Source organism: Bradyrhizobium sp. USDA 4510, assembly GCF_054059095.1.
Genome location: NZ_JBSSBT010000001.1, coordinates 8,011,647 through 8,025,523, shown reverse-complemented (window position 1 = coordinate 8,025,523; position 13,877 = coordinate 8,011,647). Strand labels below are relative to the sequence as shown.

The following is a 13,877-nucleotide window of genomic DNA, read 5'->3' as shown; positions in this document are numbered from 1 at the left end:
AAAGTGGGAACCGGTTTCCGGGATCATGCTCCGTAAATGGCAGTCAGCCAGCAAAATTCAATCGCTTGGCCGCCTGTCCCGTTCCATCGGAGATCGGGTGGGCTGGGTGCCGCGGAACGGCCGATGATGGCGATCCGTCATGACATCAGGGGAGCGCCCGTGGCAAAGGCCTATTACAGCACGGTGTTCGAGCAGCCGGCCGGCGAGGTCTGGAAAATCATCCGCGATTTCAACAATTACCCGGTCTGGGTCCAGGGCGCGGGGGCGAGCCAGATCGAGGACGGCAAATCCGGCGATACCGTCGGGGCCGTGCGCAATGTGCTGTACCGGGGGCGGCGGATCCGGCAGCGGCTGCTCGCGCAGTCCGACGTCGAGCGCTTCCAGACCTACGAATTCGTCGACACCCCGACCCTGCCGGTGACGGATTTCAGTGCGATCCTGCGGGTAACCCCGGTGATCGACGGCGACCGGGCCTTTATCGAATGGTGGGCCGTGTTCGATTGCGACCCGACCCGCCGCGTCGAGCTGACGCGGACGCTGACCGGCTGGTTCGAGACCTGGCTCGAATCGCTCCGGGACGAGATTGCCCTGAGGCCGGTTCCGGCGGAAATCTAAAAAGAAATCGGCGGCGCAGCCGGTTTCGGCCGATTCGGGGTCAATTTTTAGAGAAACCGTGCGATTTCGTGAGGTTCGGACCGCGCTCTTGTGTTGCATTCACAGACAGCTTTTGGCATAGGTCTGCCGTTGCCGGCGAGCGATCGCCGCCATTTCGGATGCGGGTGTAGCTCAGTGGTAGAGCACGACCTTGCCAAGGTCGGGGTCGAGGGTTCGAGCCCCTTCGCCCGCTCCAAAACTTCTCGCTGACCGAGCTGACAGTCTGATGAAGGCCCGCTATTGGCGCGGGCTTTTTGCTGTCCGGCCCGAGGTCGCGTCTCCACGGCGCGATTGCGAGGTCAAGATGCCGCGGCCCGCCGTGGCGGTTTCCGGCCTTTGTTAACCGGCAAACGTTGCATTCTCAAAACTGATAGAAATCTGTGGTTGTGTTGGCGCTGGAATGGTTGCCGCCGGTTTTGCCGGCGCGGCAAGCGCGTGAACGATGTCGATCTGTTGGAAGCCGGCTCCGGGTTAAGTCGCCGCTTGGCTCGCGCAAACGTCGCTGCGCTGGTCGTGCTGGTCGGCGTCTGGACATGTTCGGGCGCATCAGCGCAGCAATTGCCGAGCGACTCGGCGTATGCCCCGGCGCCCAGCTTCTCTCCCATGCCTGGCTTTGGGCCGGCGCCTGACTTCGAGCCGGCCGAACGGCCGCGAGCGCGGGTCTACATCACGACGCGGTCGCACCGGGGCGGCCAGCAAAACTTCTGCGTCAGGACCTGCGACGGCCGCTTCTTTCCGTTGCCGCGCGTCAGCGAGACGGCGGACGTCAAGGCATGCGAGGCGGCCTGTCCCGCCGCCGAGGTGAATCTGTACTCCAGCTCCGATATCGACAGCGCCAGAACCGAAGCCGGCGAGACCTACAAGGCGCTCGCCAATGCATTCCGCTTCCAGCGCGAGATGGTGCCGCAATGCTCGTGCAGCGCCGGCGCGTCCACCGGCCTTTCGCCGATTGCGATCGAGGACGACATGACGCTTCGCACCGGCGACATCATCGTCGCCGATGACGGCTTCAAGATCGCGGCGATCACGAGCGGGCAGCGGCGCAGCGTGTTGTTCAGGCCGCTGTCGAAGGCCAAGGCGCAAGCGCTCGGTCTGGCGCGCCTGTCGTCGCGATAGAGGCGATCACGAGCGTTAGCTTCATTCGAATATCACGCTGCGGTGCAGAATGCCTTGTTATCAGGCAGGCTGCTCAGGAAAATTTCGTCTCAAATATCGTCTCAACTAGTTTTGACGCAGCGCACACCGGCGGACGCGCTTTTCAGCGTCGATGGATGTGCTACCATTTTGCCGTCTGACCTACCTCACAGACCGCCACCATCATCTCTCAGGGCGTTCAAAATCAATAACAGGCAAGCTGCAACGGCTTGCGTAGGGGAGTGACGCGATGAAATCCGCTTTCAATCGATCAATACTTGCGTTCGCGGCGATCGTGCTGCTGGCGGGGACGACCTTCGCCAGTGCGCAGCAACAGACAGACAAGAATCGTGCGCTGAAGAAGTACGAATCGGGCACCAAGGAATTCTGGACCCATCCGCCGGACGACTGGTTCCTCGGCGACGAGACCGAAGCGCAGAAGGGCCTTGCCCCGCCGTCCGGTCCGCCGACCGGTGCGTCGGATTCCGAGCTCGCGACGATGATGAAGAAGATCAAGCTGCCGCCGGGCTTCAAGATCGAGGTCTATGCCTCGAACGTGCTCGCCGCGCGGCAGATGGCCTGGGGTGACAAGGGCACGCTGTTCGTCGGCTCGTTCGGGCTCGGCAACGTCTATGCGATCAAGGACAACAACGGCAAGAAAGAGGTCAAGACCATTCTCAAGGGCCTCAACATGCCGACCGGCCTCGCCTTCCGCGACGGCGCGCTCTACGTCATCGCGGTCGACAAGCTGATCAAGTACGACAACGCCGAAGCCAATCTCGACAATCTCGGCAGCGGCAAGGTGGTGTATGACGACATGCCGTCCTACGCGGCGCATGGCTGGAAATACATCGCCGTCGACAAGGAAGGCTGGTTCTACATTCCGTTCGGACCGCCCTTCAACATCGGCATTCCGCCGACCTCGGTGTCGCAGATCCGCCGCGTCGATCCGAAGACCGGCAACGCGGAAATCTGGGCGCTCGGCGTGCGCAACTCGGTCGGCGGCGACGTCGATCCACGCACCGGCAAGTACTGGTTCACCGAGAATGCCCGCGACTGGATCAGCGACGATCTGCCGAGCGACAAGCTCAACATGATCTCGAAGATCGGCGAGCACTTCGGCTATCCCTATTGCCACCAGGGCAACCTGCCGGACACCAAGTTCGCGATGGGTCACAAGTGCTCGGAGTTCACCCCGCCGGTGTACAATCTCGGTGCGCACGTCGCGCCGCTCGGCATGAAGTTCTATACCGGCAGCCAATTCCCGGCCGAGTACAAGAACAGCATCCTGATCGCCGAGCACGGCTCCTGGAACCGGCATAAGTACCAGGGCGGCCGCATCGTGAAGATCACCGCGAGCCCTGACGGCAAGAACGCCAAGCAGGAGATCTTCGCCGACGGCTGGATCGAGGGTGACCAGGGCTATCTCGGCCGTCCCGCCGACATCCTGCTCGACAAGGATGGCTCGATTCTCGTCGCCGACGACTGGGCCGGTGCGATCTATCGCATCAGCTACAGCAAGAAGTAACGGTTGAAACAATGCGGGGCTGCGGTGGCCGATCAGGCAGCCGCAGCCCCGTTTACGTGGTTCGGCAAGCCCAACGACGGAACAGACTCGTCATGCCCGGACTTGATCCGGGCATCCATCCAAACAAAAACCCTTCTGCAAGCCAGATGGATTACCGGGCCAGGCCCGGCAATGACCCGTGGAGAAAACTGGCAATGCGTGTTGCGTCCTTTGCAATCCTGTTCGCGGCGGTGATCGCAGTTGCGTCGTCCGCCAATGCCGCCGATGTCGCCGCCGGCAAGGCGAAGGCCGAAATCTGCGCCGCTTGCCACGGCGACAACGGCATCTCGCAGACCGAGAACATTCCCTCGCTCGCCGGCCAGCTCGACCAGTACGTTCAATGGCAGCTGGTGTTCTTCCGCGCCGGCGCGCGCAAGAACGAGCAGATGCAGCCGATCGTCGAGCAGCTCAACAACGACGACATCCGCAATCTCGGTGCCTATTTCGCGTCGCTGACGCCGTTCAAGGGCGGCAAGGACGACAATCCGGACTTGTCCGAAAAGGGCAAGCAGGCCGCCGCCGGCCGCCGCTGCGCCTCATGCCATGGCGATACGTTTGCCGGTACCAAGGCGGTGGCCCGCATCGCCGGCCAGCGCGAGGAATATCTCGTCAAGGCGCTGCACGATTACAAGTCGGGCCAGCGCTCCGGCGGCGCCCAGGCCGCGATGGCCGATGTTGCCTATCCGCTGAGCGACGAAGAGATCACCGCGCTCGCGCATTATCTGGCGCATTTGTAGGTACGAAAAATGTGCGTAGCCCGGATGGAGCGCAGCGCAATCCGGGGCGCTCTATCTGCCGCGAGATGATTCCCGGATTTCGTTCCGCTCCATCCGGGCTACAAGATCACCCAGCCCGCTGCTTCTCATACGCCTTGAGATGCGTGTAGGCCGTGCGCAGCTTCGGCACCGGGATCTTGGCGGCGTCGGCGCGCACGATCAGGTCGCCGATCACGTGATCGGCCTCGACCGGCAGCCCCGCCTTGATGTCGCGGAACATCGATGCGGTCATCGGCGAGCCCTCGGTGGTCAGGAGCCCGCGGGTGCGCTGGAAGAACGGTCCGCCCGGGCCATGGCCGGCGTCGGCGGCGATCGCGCTGCATTCGTCGAGGATGCCGAGCAGGAAATCCTTGCCGCCGGGCGCGGCCAGGATGTTGCCGACCGAGGTCCGCATCAGGCTGGTGGAGGCGGCGAGCGAGGCCAGGAACACCCACTTCTCCCACATGTCCTGCATCACATGCTCGCTGGCGTTGGCGCCGTTGATCGCCGAGAAAGTTTCAGCGATCGCGCGCACCCGGTCAGACAGGCCGCCGGCGCGCTCGCCGAAGCCGAGCGACTGCATCGGCTGCAGCTGCACCACCTCGCGCTTCTCGTTCAGCGTCGCCGCGATCGCGCACAGGCCGCCGAGCACATGCTGAGCTCCGAACGTCTTGTCGAGCGTATCGAGATGCAGCATGCCGTTGAGCAGCGGGATGATCGCGGTCTTGTCGCCGACGGCGGGCGCAAAGGACTTGATCGCATCCTCGAGATCGAACGCCTTGCAGCTCAACAGCACGACGTCGAACTTGTCCGACAGCTTGTCGGCCTGCACGGTCGGCGGGTTGTTCAGCGTGACATCGCCGTTCGGGCTCTTGATCACGAGCCCGGCGGAGGCGAGCTCGGAAGCGCGGCGAGGGCGCACCAGGAAAGTGACGTCGCGGCCGGCCTGAAGCATCCGGCCACCGAAATAACCGCCGATCGCACCGGCGCCGACCACGAGAACGCGCATGGGAATTTGTCCTTCTTTGTTGTTGCCCGAGGAGGCGAGCGAATAGGGAGTAGCGAATAGATAAGGATACTGTTCGACTATTCGCTACTCGCTATTGGCCATTCGCTCATCTCACTTTCCCGATACCATTTCCTCGACTTCGCGCAGCTGCTCCTTGCCGAAGAAGATCTCGTTGCCGACGAAAAAGGTCGGCGAGCCGAACGCGCCGCGCTCGACGGCGGATGAGGTATATTCGATCAGCTTGGCCTTCACATCCGCGTCCTGTGCGCGGGCGAACAGTTTCGCGGCGTCAAGGCCGGAGGAGGCGATGGCTTTACCGGCGACCTCAGGATCGTCCATCTTCTTGGGCTCGACCCACATGTGGTGGAAGGCGGCCTCGATATACTTCTCGAACACGCCCTCAAACTGGGCGGCGACCGCCGCGCGCATCAGGTTCAGCGTATTGACCGGGAAAAACGGGTTCCAGGTGTAGGGCTTGACGTTGAAGCGCTTGAGAAAGCGTTCGGTCTCGATCTTCTGAAACTCCGGCTTGTTCCTGACGCCCGCCAGCGTCTCGGCCGGCGACTTGTTGTTGGTGGCCTTGAAGATGCCGCCGAGCAGGATCGGGACATATTCGAACTTGACGCCGGTGCGCTTTTCGATTGCCGGGATTGCTTCATGGCTGAGGAAAGCGTTGGGGCTGCCGAAATCGAACAGGAATTGCGGATTTTGGCTCACGGCGGTCTCTCCCTCGGCCTGTCTAGTTTGGGCTTATTTAGCATGGACCGGCTGTCGCAGGCGCCATCTGTAGAATATGATAGTCATCATGTGAGCCGCGGCGCGCGATGTCAAATCAGCCGCTTGATGGTCTGCTTGCGCCATACCAGGGCGTAATAGGCCATCTGCAGCACGAACATGGTTGCGAAGGTGACGGGATAGGCGATCCAGATGCCGCTGACTCCGATGGAGCGGCTGAGCAGGATCGCGACCGGCACCTCGACCACCGCGATCGCCAGCGTCGAGAGCAACAGCGGCATCCACACCGTGCCGCCGGCGCGCATCGCGCCCGAGAACACCGTCGCCATACCGAACAGCACCATGCTCCACAGCACGATGTACAACAGCTGCTGCGCCAGCCTGAGCACGGCATTGTCGACGATGAAGAAGCCCATCAGCGGCCGCGCGAAGAGATAGCCGAGCACGACCAGCCCGCCGGTCAGCGCGAGATTCATCTCGATCCCGGTCCGGACGATGGCGCCGACCCGGGCGGAATCGCCGCGGCCGATCGCCTGCGCGCCGAAGATCGACACCGATATCGCGATCGAGATCGCCGGAAACTGCACATAGCCGATCACCTGGTTAACCGCGCCATAGGCCGCGGTGGCGTCCGAGCCGAAGCCGTTGACGAGGCCGAGCAGCACCAGTTCGGCGAGCGAGACCACCACCATGCCGATCGCGGTCGGAATGCCGAGCCGCAGCACGATGCGCAGCAGGGCGCCGTTCGGCCGCATCGCGCGCAGGAACGCGGCGTCGAAGGCCAGCGCATGGCGGTGCCGCAGCATATGGACATGCAGCCACAGCAGCGTGACCACGCCCGAGACCGCGGAGGCGACCGCAGCGCTGGCGACGCCGAGCATCGGCAGGCCGAGCCAGCCGCGGATCAGCGCCGGCGTCACCACCAGGCCGATGGCGGTCGAGACCGTCAGCGCGACCAGCGGCGTCACGGTGTCGCCGACGCCGCGCATCATCGCCGTCAGCAGCAGGAATGCGAAGGTTATGGGCATCGTGATCATCATGATCCGCGCATAAGCCACGGCAGCGTCGAGGACGTCGGATGGCGTCGCGAGCGCGATCAAGAGCGGGCGGGCGAACAGGCCGCCTGATATCGCGATCGCCAGCGCGAGCAGCAGCGTCACGGTCATGGTCGTGCCGGCGACCGCTTTCACCCGGTCGGGCTCGCCGGCGCCCCAGGCCTGGCCGATCATGACCGAGGCGCCGGCGCTCAGGCCGATCACGAAGGAAATGAAGAAGAACATCACCGAGAAAGAACACCGAGACGGCGGCGAGCGCGTCGACGCCGATCATCTGGCCGAGATAGACGCCGTTGATGGTGCCGAACAGCGACTGCAGCACGTTGCTGAGCAGCATCGGCGCGAGGAAGGCGAGGAAGGCTTTGCGCAGGGAGCGAGGGTTGGACACGTTCAACTTCCAAAAATTGCGACGTCAGGGACGGCGGCGGACGAGGGGCTGCGGTTCAGTTCGATCAGAACCGAATCGCCGGCAGGCCGGGCCGCCATCCATGTCACTCGAAACCAGTCAGTCCGCTTGATCGCTATAGGCGAGCCGGATCGCGTGATCGCGGATGTCGGCCGGCCAGTCCGCGATCAGCGTCGCAAAGCGGCGCCGGTCGTGGGCGAACAGCGCGCGGATCGCATCTTCATAGTTCGGCCGGTTGCCGGCCATGACAGTCATGAAGCGATAGGCGGCGTCCTGCGCGCTGCGCGTGCGATCCTTGTCGCCGCTCGCGCGGCGCGCCTCGTCGACCAGCTTGCGGATCGCAACCGATGCACCGCCCTTCTGCTGCGCGAGCCAATCCCAATGCCGTGGCAACAGCGTGATCTCGCGCGCGACGACGCCAAGCTTCGGACGTCCCGGGCCGCGCGGCGCGGTCGGCGTCGGCTCCTCGTCGCGCGCAGGTGCGGGCTGCGGCAGCCGCGCCAGCACGTCGTCGACCGAGCCGCGGAAATCGATATCGACCAGCGCCGAGGTGCGGCCGTTGAACACCAGGATCGCGGCGTCCTTGCGTTGGTCGAGGTGTTGCTTGGCGGCGCGCGCAACCTCCGGGAGGTCGCCGGCCCCGATGCGGTGCTCGCCTTCGAAGGCGACATAGGCAGGATTCATGGTAGACCTCTCAGATTGCGCGACATACTGCCCGGGTAATTCTTGGCAATCGCGGCGCGTGGATCTCGACTTTCTGGTTTCCCGCTGGCACCAAACGCCGCCCGATTGCGCTGATCTTTCAGAGGATGCCATGCTGACGGTTCATCACCTCAACAATTCCCGCTCGCAGCGCGTGCTGTGGCTGCTCGAGGAATTGGGCGTGCCCTACGAGATCGTGCGCTACCAGCGGCAGCCCGACATGCGGGCGCCGAAGGAGCTGCGCGCGATCCATCCGCTCGGCAAGTCGCCCGTCGTCACCGACAACGGCCACACGATCGCGGAATCCGGCGCGATCCTCGAATACATCATCGCGACCTACGGCAACGGGCGCCTGATCCCGCCGGCCGATACGCCGGAGCGGCTGCGCTACACCTATTGGCTGCACTACGCCGAGGGTTCGGCGATGACGCCGCTGCTGCTGAAGCTCCTGTTCACGCTGATGCCGAAGCGCGCGCCGGCGCTGCTGCGGCCCTTGGTGCGCAAGGTATCCAACACGGCGCTGTCCACGCTGGTCAATCCGCAGCTCAAGCAGCACATGGCCTATTGGGAAGGCGAGCTCGGCAAGAGCGAATGGTTCGCCGGCAGCGAGTTTTCCGGCGCCGACATCCAGATGAGCTTTCCGCTCGAGGCCGCCGCGGCGCGCGGCGGGCTCGAGGACGGCCATCCCAAGTGTGTCGCGTTCCTGGAGCGTATTCACGCCCGCCCGGCCTATGCGCGGGCGCTGGAGAAGGGCGGGCCGTACCAGGTCGGCCGGTAAATTCGCGGTCATCGCGGCAGCTCGACCCGCGGCAGCAGCCGCGAATCCGCCAGCGCCGCGGTGCGGTGTCCGATGCCGGCGAGGTAGGCCTCCGCCACCGCGAAGGCGAGGAACGCGCCACGGCTCTTCTGCCGGATCAGCATCGCGCGGTCCCAGCGCTCGCCCTCGGGCCCGATCAGGAACGGGCGGCCTTCACCCCTGAACAGGATGTCGCCGCCGCTCTTGCGCAGATGCGGGAGCGTGTGCGCGACATAGCGGTCGTAGGCCGCAGCTCCCGCGATCGGCCGCGGCGGGGCGAGCTCCGGGCTTTGCGAATAGTCGGCGATCGCGCGGAAGCGCAGCAAATTGAGCATCACCAGCTCGCCCGCGATCTCGCGCTGGGCAAAGTCGCGCCCGGCGTTCCAGGTCGGCTCGAGATAGCAGGCGGCGGTGTCCATGTCGGTGTCCCATCGAAGGTTGATGGCACTTTTTACCCGGGCATAATTGCTTTGTCAATAATACCCGGATATAAATAGCCCGACAGAACGACAGGAGTCACCATGAAGACCGAGGACCGCAAGCAAGCCATCGCCGACTACAAGAAGCGCGCGAGCGTTGCCGGCGTATTCGCGATCCGCTGCCGCGCGACCGGTGAGGTTTGGGTCGGGCAGGCGCTCGACCTCGACAAGATCGAGAACCGCATCTGGTTCACGCTGCGGATGGGCAGTCATCGCAACGCCGAGCTGCAGCGCGCCTGGTCGGGGCATGGCGCGGACAATCTCTCGCTCGAAACGCTGGAGCGGATCGAGGACGAGGAGCTCGCCTATGTGCGCGACACGCTGCTGAAGGAGCGCGTGCAGCATTGGCGCGCGGAGCTGAATGCGTTCGCGGTGTAGCCTAGTGTGACGGCAGCGGCTGCACGGTGACGCCGGGCGGCGGCACGTCGTCGTCGGGCACGAAGAAGTCCGACATCAGCGGCACCGAGGGATCGACGCGGTAGCGCTCGAAGTCGCGGACGCCATTGGCATAGAGCACCTTGTCGTCGATGCAGAAATGCCCGGTGAATTCGCGCGACGGCCGGGTGATGATCGCGTAGGCCGCATCGCCCATGATCTCGGGCGTGCGGCTCGCGCGCATCATGGCGTCGCCGCCGAGCAGATTGCCGACCGCGGCGGTCGCGATCGTGGTGCGCGGCCACAGCGCGTTGACGGCAATGCCGGCCGATTTCAATTCGCCCGCGAGCCCGAGCACGCACATGCTCATGCCGAACTTCGCCATCGTGTAGGCGGTCGAGTGCTCGAACCATTTCGTCTTCATGTCGAGCGGCGGCGACAGCATCAGGATGTGCGGATTCTCCGCCTTCTTCAGGTGCGGGATGCAGTATTTCGACACCATGAAGGTGCCGCGGGTGTTAATCCCCATCATCAGGTCGAACCGCTTCATGTCGGTCGCCTGCGAATTGGTCAGGCTGATGGCGCTGGCATTGTTGACGCAGACGTCGATGCCGCCGAACTCGGCGACGGTCTGCTCGATCGCCGCCATCACCTGCGCCTCGTCCCTGATGTCGCAGAGCACCGGCAGCGCCTTGCCGCCGGCGGCGCGGACCTCGTCGGCGGCGGTGTAGATCGTGCCCTTCAGCTTCGGATGCGGCTCGGCGGTCTTCGCCGCGATCGCGACATTGGCGCCGTCACGCGCGGCGCGCAGCGCGATCGCCAGCCCGATGCCGCGGCTCGCGCCCGAGATGAACAGCGTCTTGCCTTTGAGCGACGTCATGAGAATGGCCTCCAGTTAGGGACGCACCATTGTCAGGCTCCCTCTCCCCTTGGGGGAGCCCGAGGCGAGCGAAGCTCGCTCTCGAGGTTGGGGTGAGGAGTATCTTTCCGCCTACCCATCCGCATGCAGCACGCGGCCGCGGGTTTCCGGCAGCGCGTAGGCGGCAATGAAGAACACGCCGTAGGCCGCCACCGCGAAGATCGCGATCGCGTTGGCGAGCGTGGTCGTGGTCGACAGCGCGCCGACCAGGAACGGGAACAGCGCGCCGATGCCGCGGCCGAAATTGTAGCAGAAGCCCTGGCCGGAGCCACGCAGCCGGGTCGGATACAGTTCGGTCAGGAACGCGCCCATGCCGGAGAAATAGCCCGAGGCAAAGAAGCCGAGCGGGAAGCCCAGCACCCACAGCACCTCGTTGGACAGCGGCAGCTGGGTGTAGAGCAGCACCACTGCGATCGCGCCGATCGAGAAGATCAGGAACAGGTTGCGCCGGCCAATCCGGTCGGCGAGCCAGGCGCCGACGAGATACCCGATGAAGGAGCCGATGATCAGCGTCGCGAGATAGCCGGTCGAGCCGACCACCGAGAGCTTGCGCTCGGTGGTGAGGAAGCGCGGTACCCAGAAGGTGATGGCGTAATAGCCGCCCTGCATGCCGGTGCCGACCAGGGAGGCCAGCAGCGTGGTCTTCAGGATCGGTCCGTGGAAGATCTCCCACAACGCGGCGGGGCCGCTGCCAGAGGCCTGCGCCTGCGCCATGGTCGCGGCGGAGATTTCCGGCTCGGTGACGTAGCGGCGCAGGTAGAACACGAGCAGCGCCGGCAGTGCGCCGATCACGAACATCCAGCGCCAGGCGTTCTCCGCCGGCAGCACCGAGAACAGGATCGCCTGCGCCAGCACCGCGAGGCCCCAGCCGACCGCCCAGCCCGACTGCACCGAGCCGACCGCACGTCCGCGATACTGCGGCCGGATCGCCTCGCCGATCAGCACCGCGCCGGCGGCCCATTCGCCGCCGAAACCGAGCCCGAGCAGCGCGCGGGCGATCAGGAGCTGATCGAAATTCTGCACCAATGCGCAGACCAGCGAAAAGAACGAGAACCAGACGATGGTGAGCTGCAGTGTCTTCACCCGGCCGATCCGGTCGGACAGATAGCCGCCGAGCCAGCCGCCGACGGCCGAGGCCAGCAGCGTCACGGTGCCCGCGAGGCCGGCGGTGCCGGGGTCAACTTTCCAGAGCGTGATGATGGTGCCGATCACCAGCGGATAGATCATGAAATCCATGCCGTCGAGCGTCCAGCCCGACGCGCAGGCCCAGAACGTGCGCCGCTCCTGCAGGTTCATGTCGCGATAGAAGGCGAGGAGGCTGGTGTCCTCGATCTCTGCGACTTCCATTGACTTGGATTCGGCCGTGCTCATGCGCGTTCCCCGGAGAAATCTTTCACCGGCTGTTTGCGATCCGCGGCCGGAGGTGCGCGGACCGCCAATCTATCGCGATGTTGCAGGCGGGGCAAAGCCGCGTTTGCACGCCTTAGGTGCGGATCATCCTTTAGTACCCCGCGGCCTCCGAGCCGCGCGTGCGCGGATCCGGCGCGCCGAGCAGACCGTTGGTCGTGACGAGGATCGAGTTCGCGGAGGAGTAGCCGAGCGGCTCGACCAACTTGTGGCCCTTGGCCTTCAGCTCGGTCAGCACCCCGTCGGGAAAGCCGCGCTCGATCCGAACCTCGTCGGGCAGCCATTGATGGTGCATGCGGGGCGCGGCGACCGCGGCCGCGATGTCCATCTTGTAGTCGATCACGTCGACGATGATCTGCGTCACGGCGGAGATGATGCGGCTGCCGCCGGGCGAGCCCGTCACCAGCACCGGCTTGCCGTCCTTCAGCACGATGGTCGGCGACATCGACGACAGCGGACGCTTGCCGGGTCCCGGCAGATTGGCCTCGAAGCCGACCAGGCCGAAGGCGTTGGAGGCGCCGGGCGCTGCGGTGAAATCGTCGAGCTCGTTGTTGAGCAGCACGCCGGTGCCGTCGGCGACGAGGCCGACGCCGTACGGGAAGTTCAGCGTATAGGTGTTGCTGACGGCGTTGCCGCCGGCATCGACGACAGAGTAATGCGTGGTGTTGTCGCCTTCGTGCGGCTGCTTGGCGTTGCGCACATCGGTCCAGGGCGTGGCGCGGGCAAGATCGATGGTGGCGCGCTGTTTGGCGGCATAGTCCTTGTCGATCAGCAATTGCGTCGGCGCGTCAACGAAGGCGGGATCGCCGAGATAGCGCGCGCGATCGGCATAGGCCCGCTTCATCGCCTCGATCATCACATGCAGCGAGGCGGCCGAGCCCTGCTTCATGTCGGACATCGGAAAGCCTTCGAGGATGTTGAGGATCTCCAGCAGCACGACGCCGCCGGAGGAGGGCTGCGGCATCGAGACGATGTCGTAGCCGCGATAGCTGCCGCGGATCGGCGTGCGGATCACCGGCTGGTAGGATTTCAGATCCTCGAGCGTAAAGATGCCGCCGGCATTCTTGATGCCGCTGACAAGCTTCTCGGCAACCGGACCTTCGTAGAAGCCGCGCGGGCCCTGTTCGGCAATATCAGTCAATACGCCGGCGAGATCGCCCTGGATCAGGCGGTCGCCCTCGCGCAGCGGCGTGCCGTCGGCGTGCGAGAATGTTTTGGCCGAATTCGGCCAGCGCGACATGCGGCGATACATGTCGTTCAGCGTGTCCGATGTGTCGTCGGTGACGATGAATCCGTCACGCGCGAGATCGATCGCGGGCTTGAGGATCTGCGCCAGCGTGAACTTGCCGGAGCCGTATTTCTCCAGTGCGAGCGCGAGACCCGCGACCGTACCGGGCACGCCGATCGCGAGCGCGGAGTTGCGCGACTTGTCGGGATCGGGCTTGCCGTCGGCGTTCAGGAACATGTCGCGGGTAGCGGCCTGCGGCGCAGTCTCGCGATAGTCGATCGCGACATCCTCATTGCGCCCGGCGAGATGGATCACCATGAAACCGCCGCCGCCGATATTGCCGGCGCGCGGATAGGTCACCGCCATCGCGAAGCCGGTGGCGACCGCGGCGTCGACCGCGTTGCCGCCCTGTCGCAGGATGTCGGCGCCAACTTGCGCAGCCAGCTTCTCCTGCGCCACCACCATGCCGTTTTCGGCGTGAATGCTGCGAATCGTGTCCGCGGCTGAAGGTTCATAGAAGCGGCGCTGGACCTGGCCGAGGGCGGGCGTCGCGATACCAATCACCAGGAGAGCGGCAAACAGCCGTCGCGACATCGTTGCCGTCAGCGCCATCGAAATGTCCTGCCCTGTTCATCGCCGTATCAGTCAAACCGGCC

At 64.7% G+C, this 13,877-nt stretch carries 13 protein-coding genes, 1 tRNA gene and 1 pseudogene; 7 read left to right on the top strand and 8 right to left on the bottom strand.

Annotation, left to right across the window (positions count from 1 at the left end; translation table 11 throughout):
* Positions 1-123 precede the first annotated feature (123 nt).
* The 5 genes from ACVMDN_RS37290 to ACVMDN_RS37270 all read left to right on the top strand — a co-directional run bounded on the left by ACVMDN_RS37290 (position 124) and on the right by ACVMDN_RS37270 (position 4,092).
* Positions 124-615, top strand: a complete 492-nt coding sequence (locus tag ACVMDN_RS37290; RefSeq protein WP_083715192.1) for an SRPBCC family protein — start codon at positions 124-126, stop codon at positions 613-615.
* Between the two features lie 160 nt (positions 616-775).
* A tRNA-Gly gene (locus ACVMDN_RS37285) sits at positions 776-850 on the top strand.
* Positions 851-1,137: 287 nt separating this feature from the next.
* Positions 1,138-1,770, top strand: coding sequence for a DUF2865 domain-containing protein (locus tag ACVMDN_RS37280; protein WP_076833627.1), 633 nt, complete (start codon positions 1,138-1,140; stop codon positions 1,768-1,770).
* Positions 1,771-2,038: 268 nt separating this feature from the next.
* Complete coding sequence (locus ACVMDN_RS37275) at positions 2,039-3,316, top strand: PQQ-dependent sugar dehydrogenase (RefSeq protein ID WP_076833625.1); 1,278 nt, start codon at positions 2,039-2,041, stop codon at positions 3,314-3,316.
* A 194-nt stretch (positions 3,317-3,510) separates the two neighbouring features.
* Positions 3,511-4,092, top strand: coding sequence for a c-type cytochrome (locus ACVMDN_RS37270; RefSeq protein ID WP_076833623.1), 582 nt, complete (start codon positions 3,511-3,513; stop codon positions 4,090-4,092).
* Positions 4,093-4,198: 106 nt separating this feature from the next.
* Here the strand turns inward: ACVMDN_RS37270 and panE are convergent, their stop codons facing one another.
* From panE to ACVMDN_RS37250, 4 genes and pseudogenes are all read right to left on the bottom strand, one after another.
* Positions 4,199-5,119: a 2-dehydropantoate 2-reductase gene (gene panE, locus ACVMDN_RS37265; protein WP_076833621.1), complete on the bottom strand. Its 921-nt coding sequence runs from the start codon at positions 5,117-5,119 to the stop codon at positions 4,199-4,201.
* Between the two features lie 111 nt (positions 5,120-5,230).
* Positions 5,231-5,836, bottom strand: a complete 606-nt coding sequence (locus tag ACVMDN_RS37260; protein ID WP_057021342.1) for a 2-hydroxychromene-2-carboxylate isomerase — start codon at positions 5,834-5,836, stop codon at positions 5,231-5,233.
* A 110-nt stretch (positions 5,837-5,946) separates the two neighbouring features.
* Positions 5,947-7,246 (bottom strand): annotated as a pseudogene (locus ACVMDN_RS37255) (MATE family efflux transporter).
* 168 nt (positions 7,247-7,414) lie between these two features.
* Positions 7,415-7,999: a DUF2239 family protein gene (locus ACVMDN_RS37250; protein ID WP_057021341.1), complete on the bottom strand. Its 585-nt coding sequence runs from the start codon at positions 7,997-7,999 to the stop codon at positions 7,415-7,417.
* A gap of 130 nt (positions 8,000-8,129) precedes the next feature.
* Here ACVMDN_RS37250 and ACVMDN_RS37245 point away from each other — a divergent pair, with 130 nt between their 5' ends.
* The gene (locus ACVMDN_RS37245) at positions 8,130-8,795 is read left to right on the top strand and encodes a glutathione S-transferase family protein (protein ID WP_076833619.1); all 666 of its coding nucleotides are present in this window, start codon (positions 8,130-8,132) and stop codon (positions 8,793-8,795) included.
* Between the two features lie 8 nt (positions 8,796-8,803).
* On the opposite strand, the gene ACVMDN_RS37240 is transcribed toward ACVMDN_RS37245, so the two are convergent.
* On the bottom strand, positions 8,804-9,232 hold the full coding sequence (locus ACVMDN_RS37240) for a DUF1330 domain-containing protein (protein WP_076833617.1): 429 nt from the start codon (positions 9,230-9,232) through the stop codon (positions 8,804-8,806).
* Between the two features lie 102 nt (positions 9,233-9,334).
* On the opposite strand from ACVMDN_RS37240, the gene ACVMDN_RS37235 reads away from it, so the two are divergent.
* A complete protein-coding gene (locus ACVMDN_RS37235) occupies positions 9,335-9,670 on the top strand; it encodes a GIY-YIG nuclease family protein (protein ID WP_057021339.1) in 336 nt (111 codons plus the stop codon).
* A 1-nt stretch (position 9,671) separates the two neighbouring features.
* Here the strand turns inward: ACVMDN_RS37235 and ACVMDN_RS37230 are convergent, their stop codons facing one another.
* The 3 genes from ACVMDN_RS37230 to ggt all read right to left on the bottom strand — a co-directional run bounded on the left by ACVMDN_RS37230 (position 9,672) and on the right by ggt (position 13,833).
* A complete protein-coding gene (locus ACVMDN_RS37230) occupies positions 9,672-10,547 on the bottom strand; it encodes an SDR family oxidoreductase (RefSeq protein WP_076833615.1) in 876 nt (291 codons plus the stop codon).
* A 111-nt stretch (positions 10,548-10,658) separates the two neighbouring features.
* Positions 10,659-11,957 carry an MFS transporter gene (locus ACVMDN_RS37225; protein ID WP_076833613.1) on the bottom strand — a complete coding sequence of 433 codons (1,299 nt, stop codon included), beginning with the start codon at positions 11,955-11,957 and terminating at the stop codon, positions 10,659-10,661.
* A gap of 130 nt (positions 11,958-12,087) precedes the next feature.
* Complete coding sequence (ggt, locus tag ACVMDN_RS37220; RefSeq protein ID WP_076833610.1) at positions 12,088-13,833, bottom strand: gamma-glutamyltransferase; 1,746 nt, start codon at positions 13,831-13,833, stop codon at positions 12,088-12,090.
* Positions 13,834-13,877 lie beyond the last annotated feature (44 nt).

What these genes read in the sequence shown, in the direction of transcription:
- ACVMDN_RS37290 (WP_083715192.1), top strand. Translation starts at nt 124, where the DNA reads ATGATGGCGATCCGTCATGACATCAGGGGAGCGCCCGTGGCAAAGGCC.
- ACVMDN_RS37275 (WP_076833625.1), top strand. Translation starts at nt 2,039, where the DNA reads ATGAAATCCGCTTTCAATCGATCAATACTTGCGTTCGCGGCGATCGTG.
- ACVMDN_RS37270 (WP_076833623.1), top strand. Translation starts at nt 3,511, where the DNA reads ATGCGTGTTGCGTCCTTTGCAATCCTGTTCGCGGCGGTGATCGCAGTT.
- panE (WP_076833621.1), bottom strand. Translation starts at nt 5,119, where the DNA reads ATGCGCGTTCTCGTGGTCGGCGCCGGTGCGATCGGCGGTTATTTCGGT.
- ACVMDN_RS37250 (WP_057021341.1), bottom strand. Translation starts at nt 7,999, where the DNA reads ATGAATCCTGCCTATGTCGCCTTCGAAGGCGAGCACCGCATCGGGGCC.
- ACVMDN_RS37245 (WP_076833619.1), top strand. Translation starts at nt 8,130, where the DNA reads ATGCTGACGGTTCATCACCTCAACAATTCCCGCTCGCAGCGCGTGCTG.
- ACVMDN_RS37240 (WP_076833617.1), bottom strand. Translation starts at nt 9,232, where the DNA reads ATGGACACCGCCGCCTGCTATCTCGAGCCGACCTGGAACGCCGGGCGC.
- ACVMDN_RS37235 (WP_057021339.1), top strand. Translation starts at nt 9,335, where the DNA reads ATGAAGACCGAGGACCGCAAGCAAGCCATCGCCGACTACAAGAAGCGC.
- ACVMDN_RS37230 (WP_076833615.1), bottom strand. Translation starts at nt 10,547, where the DNA reads ATGACGTCGCTCAAAGGCAAGACGCTGTTCATCTCGGGCGCGAGCCGC.
- ACVMDN_RS37225 (WP_076833613.1), bottom strand. Translation starts at nt 11,957, where the DNA reads ATGAGCACGGCCGAATCCAAGTCAATGGAAGTCGCAGAGATCGAGGAC.
- ggt (WP_076833610.1), bottom strand. Translation starts at nt 13,833, where the DNA reads ATGGCGCTGACGGCAACGATGTCGCGACGGCTGTTTGCCGCTCTCCTG.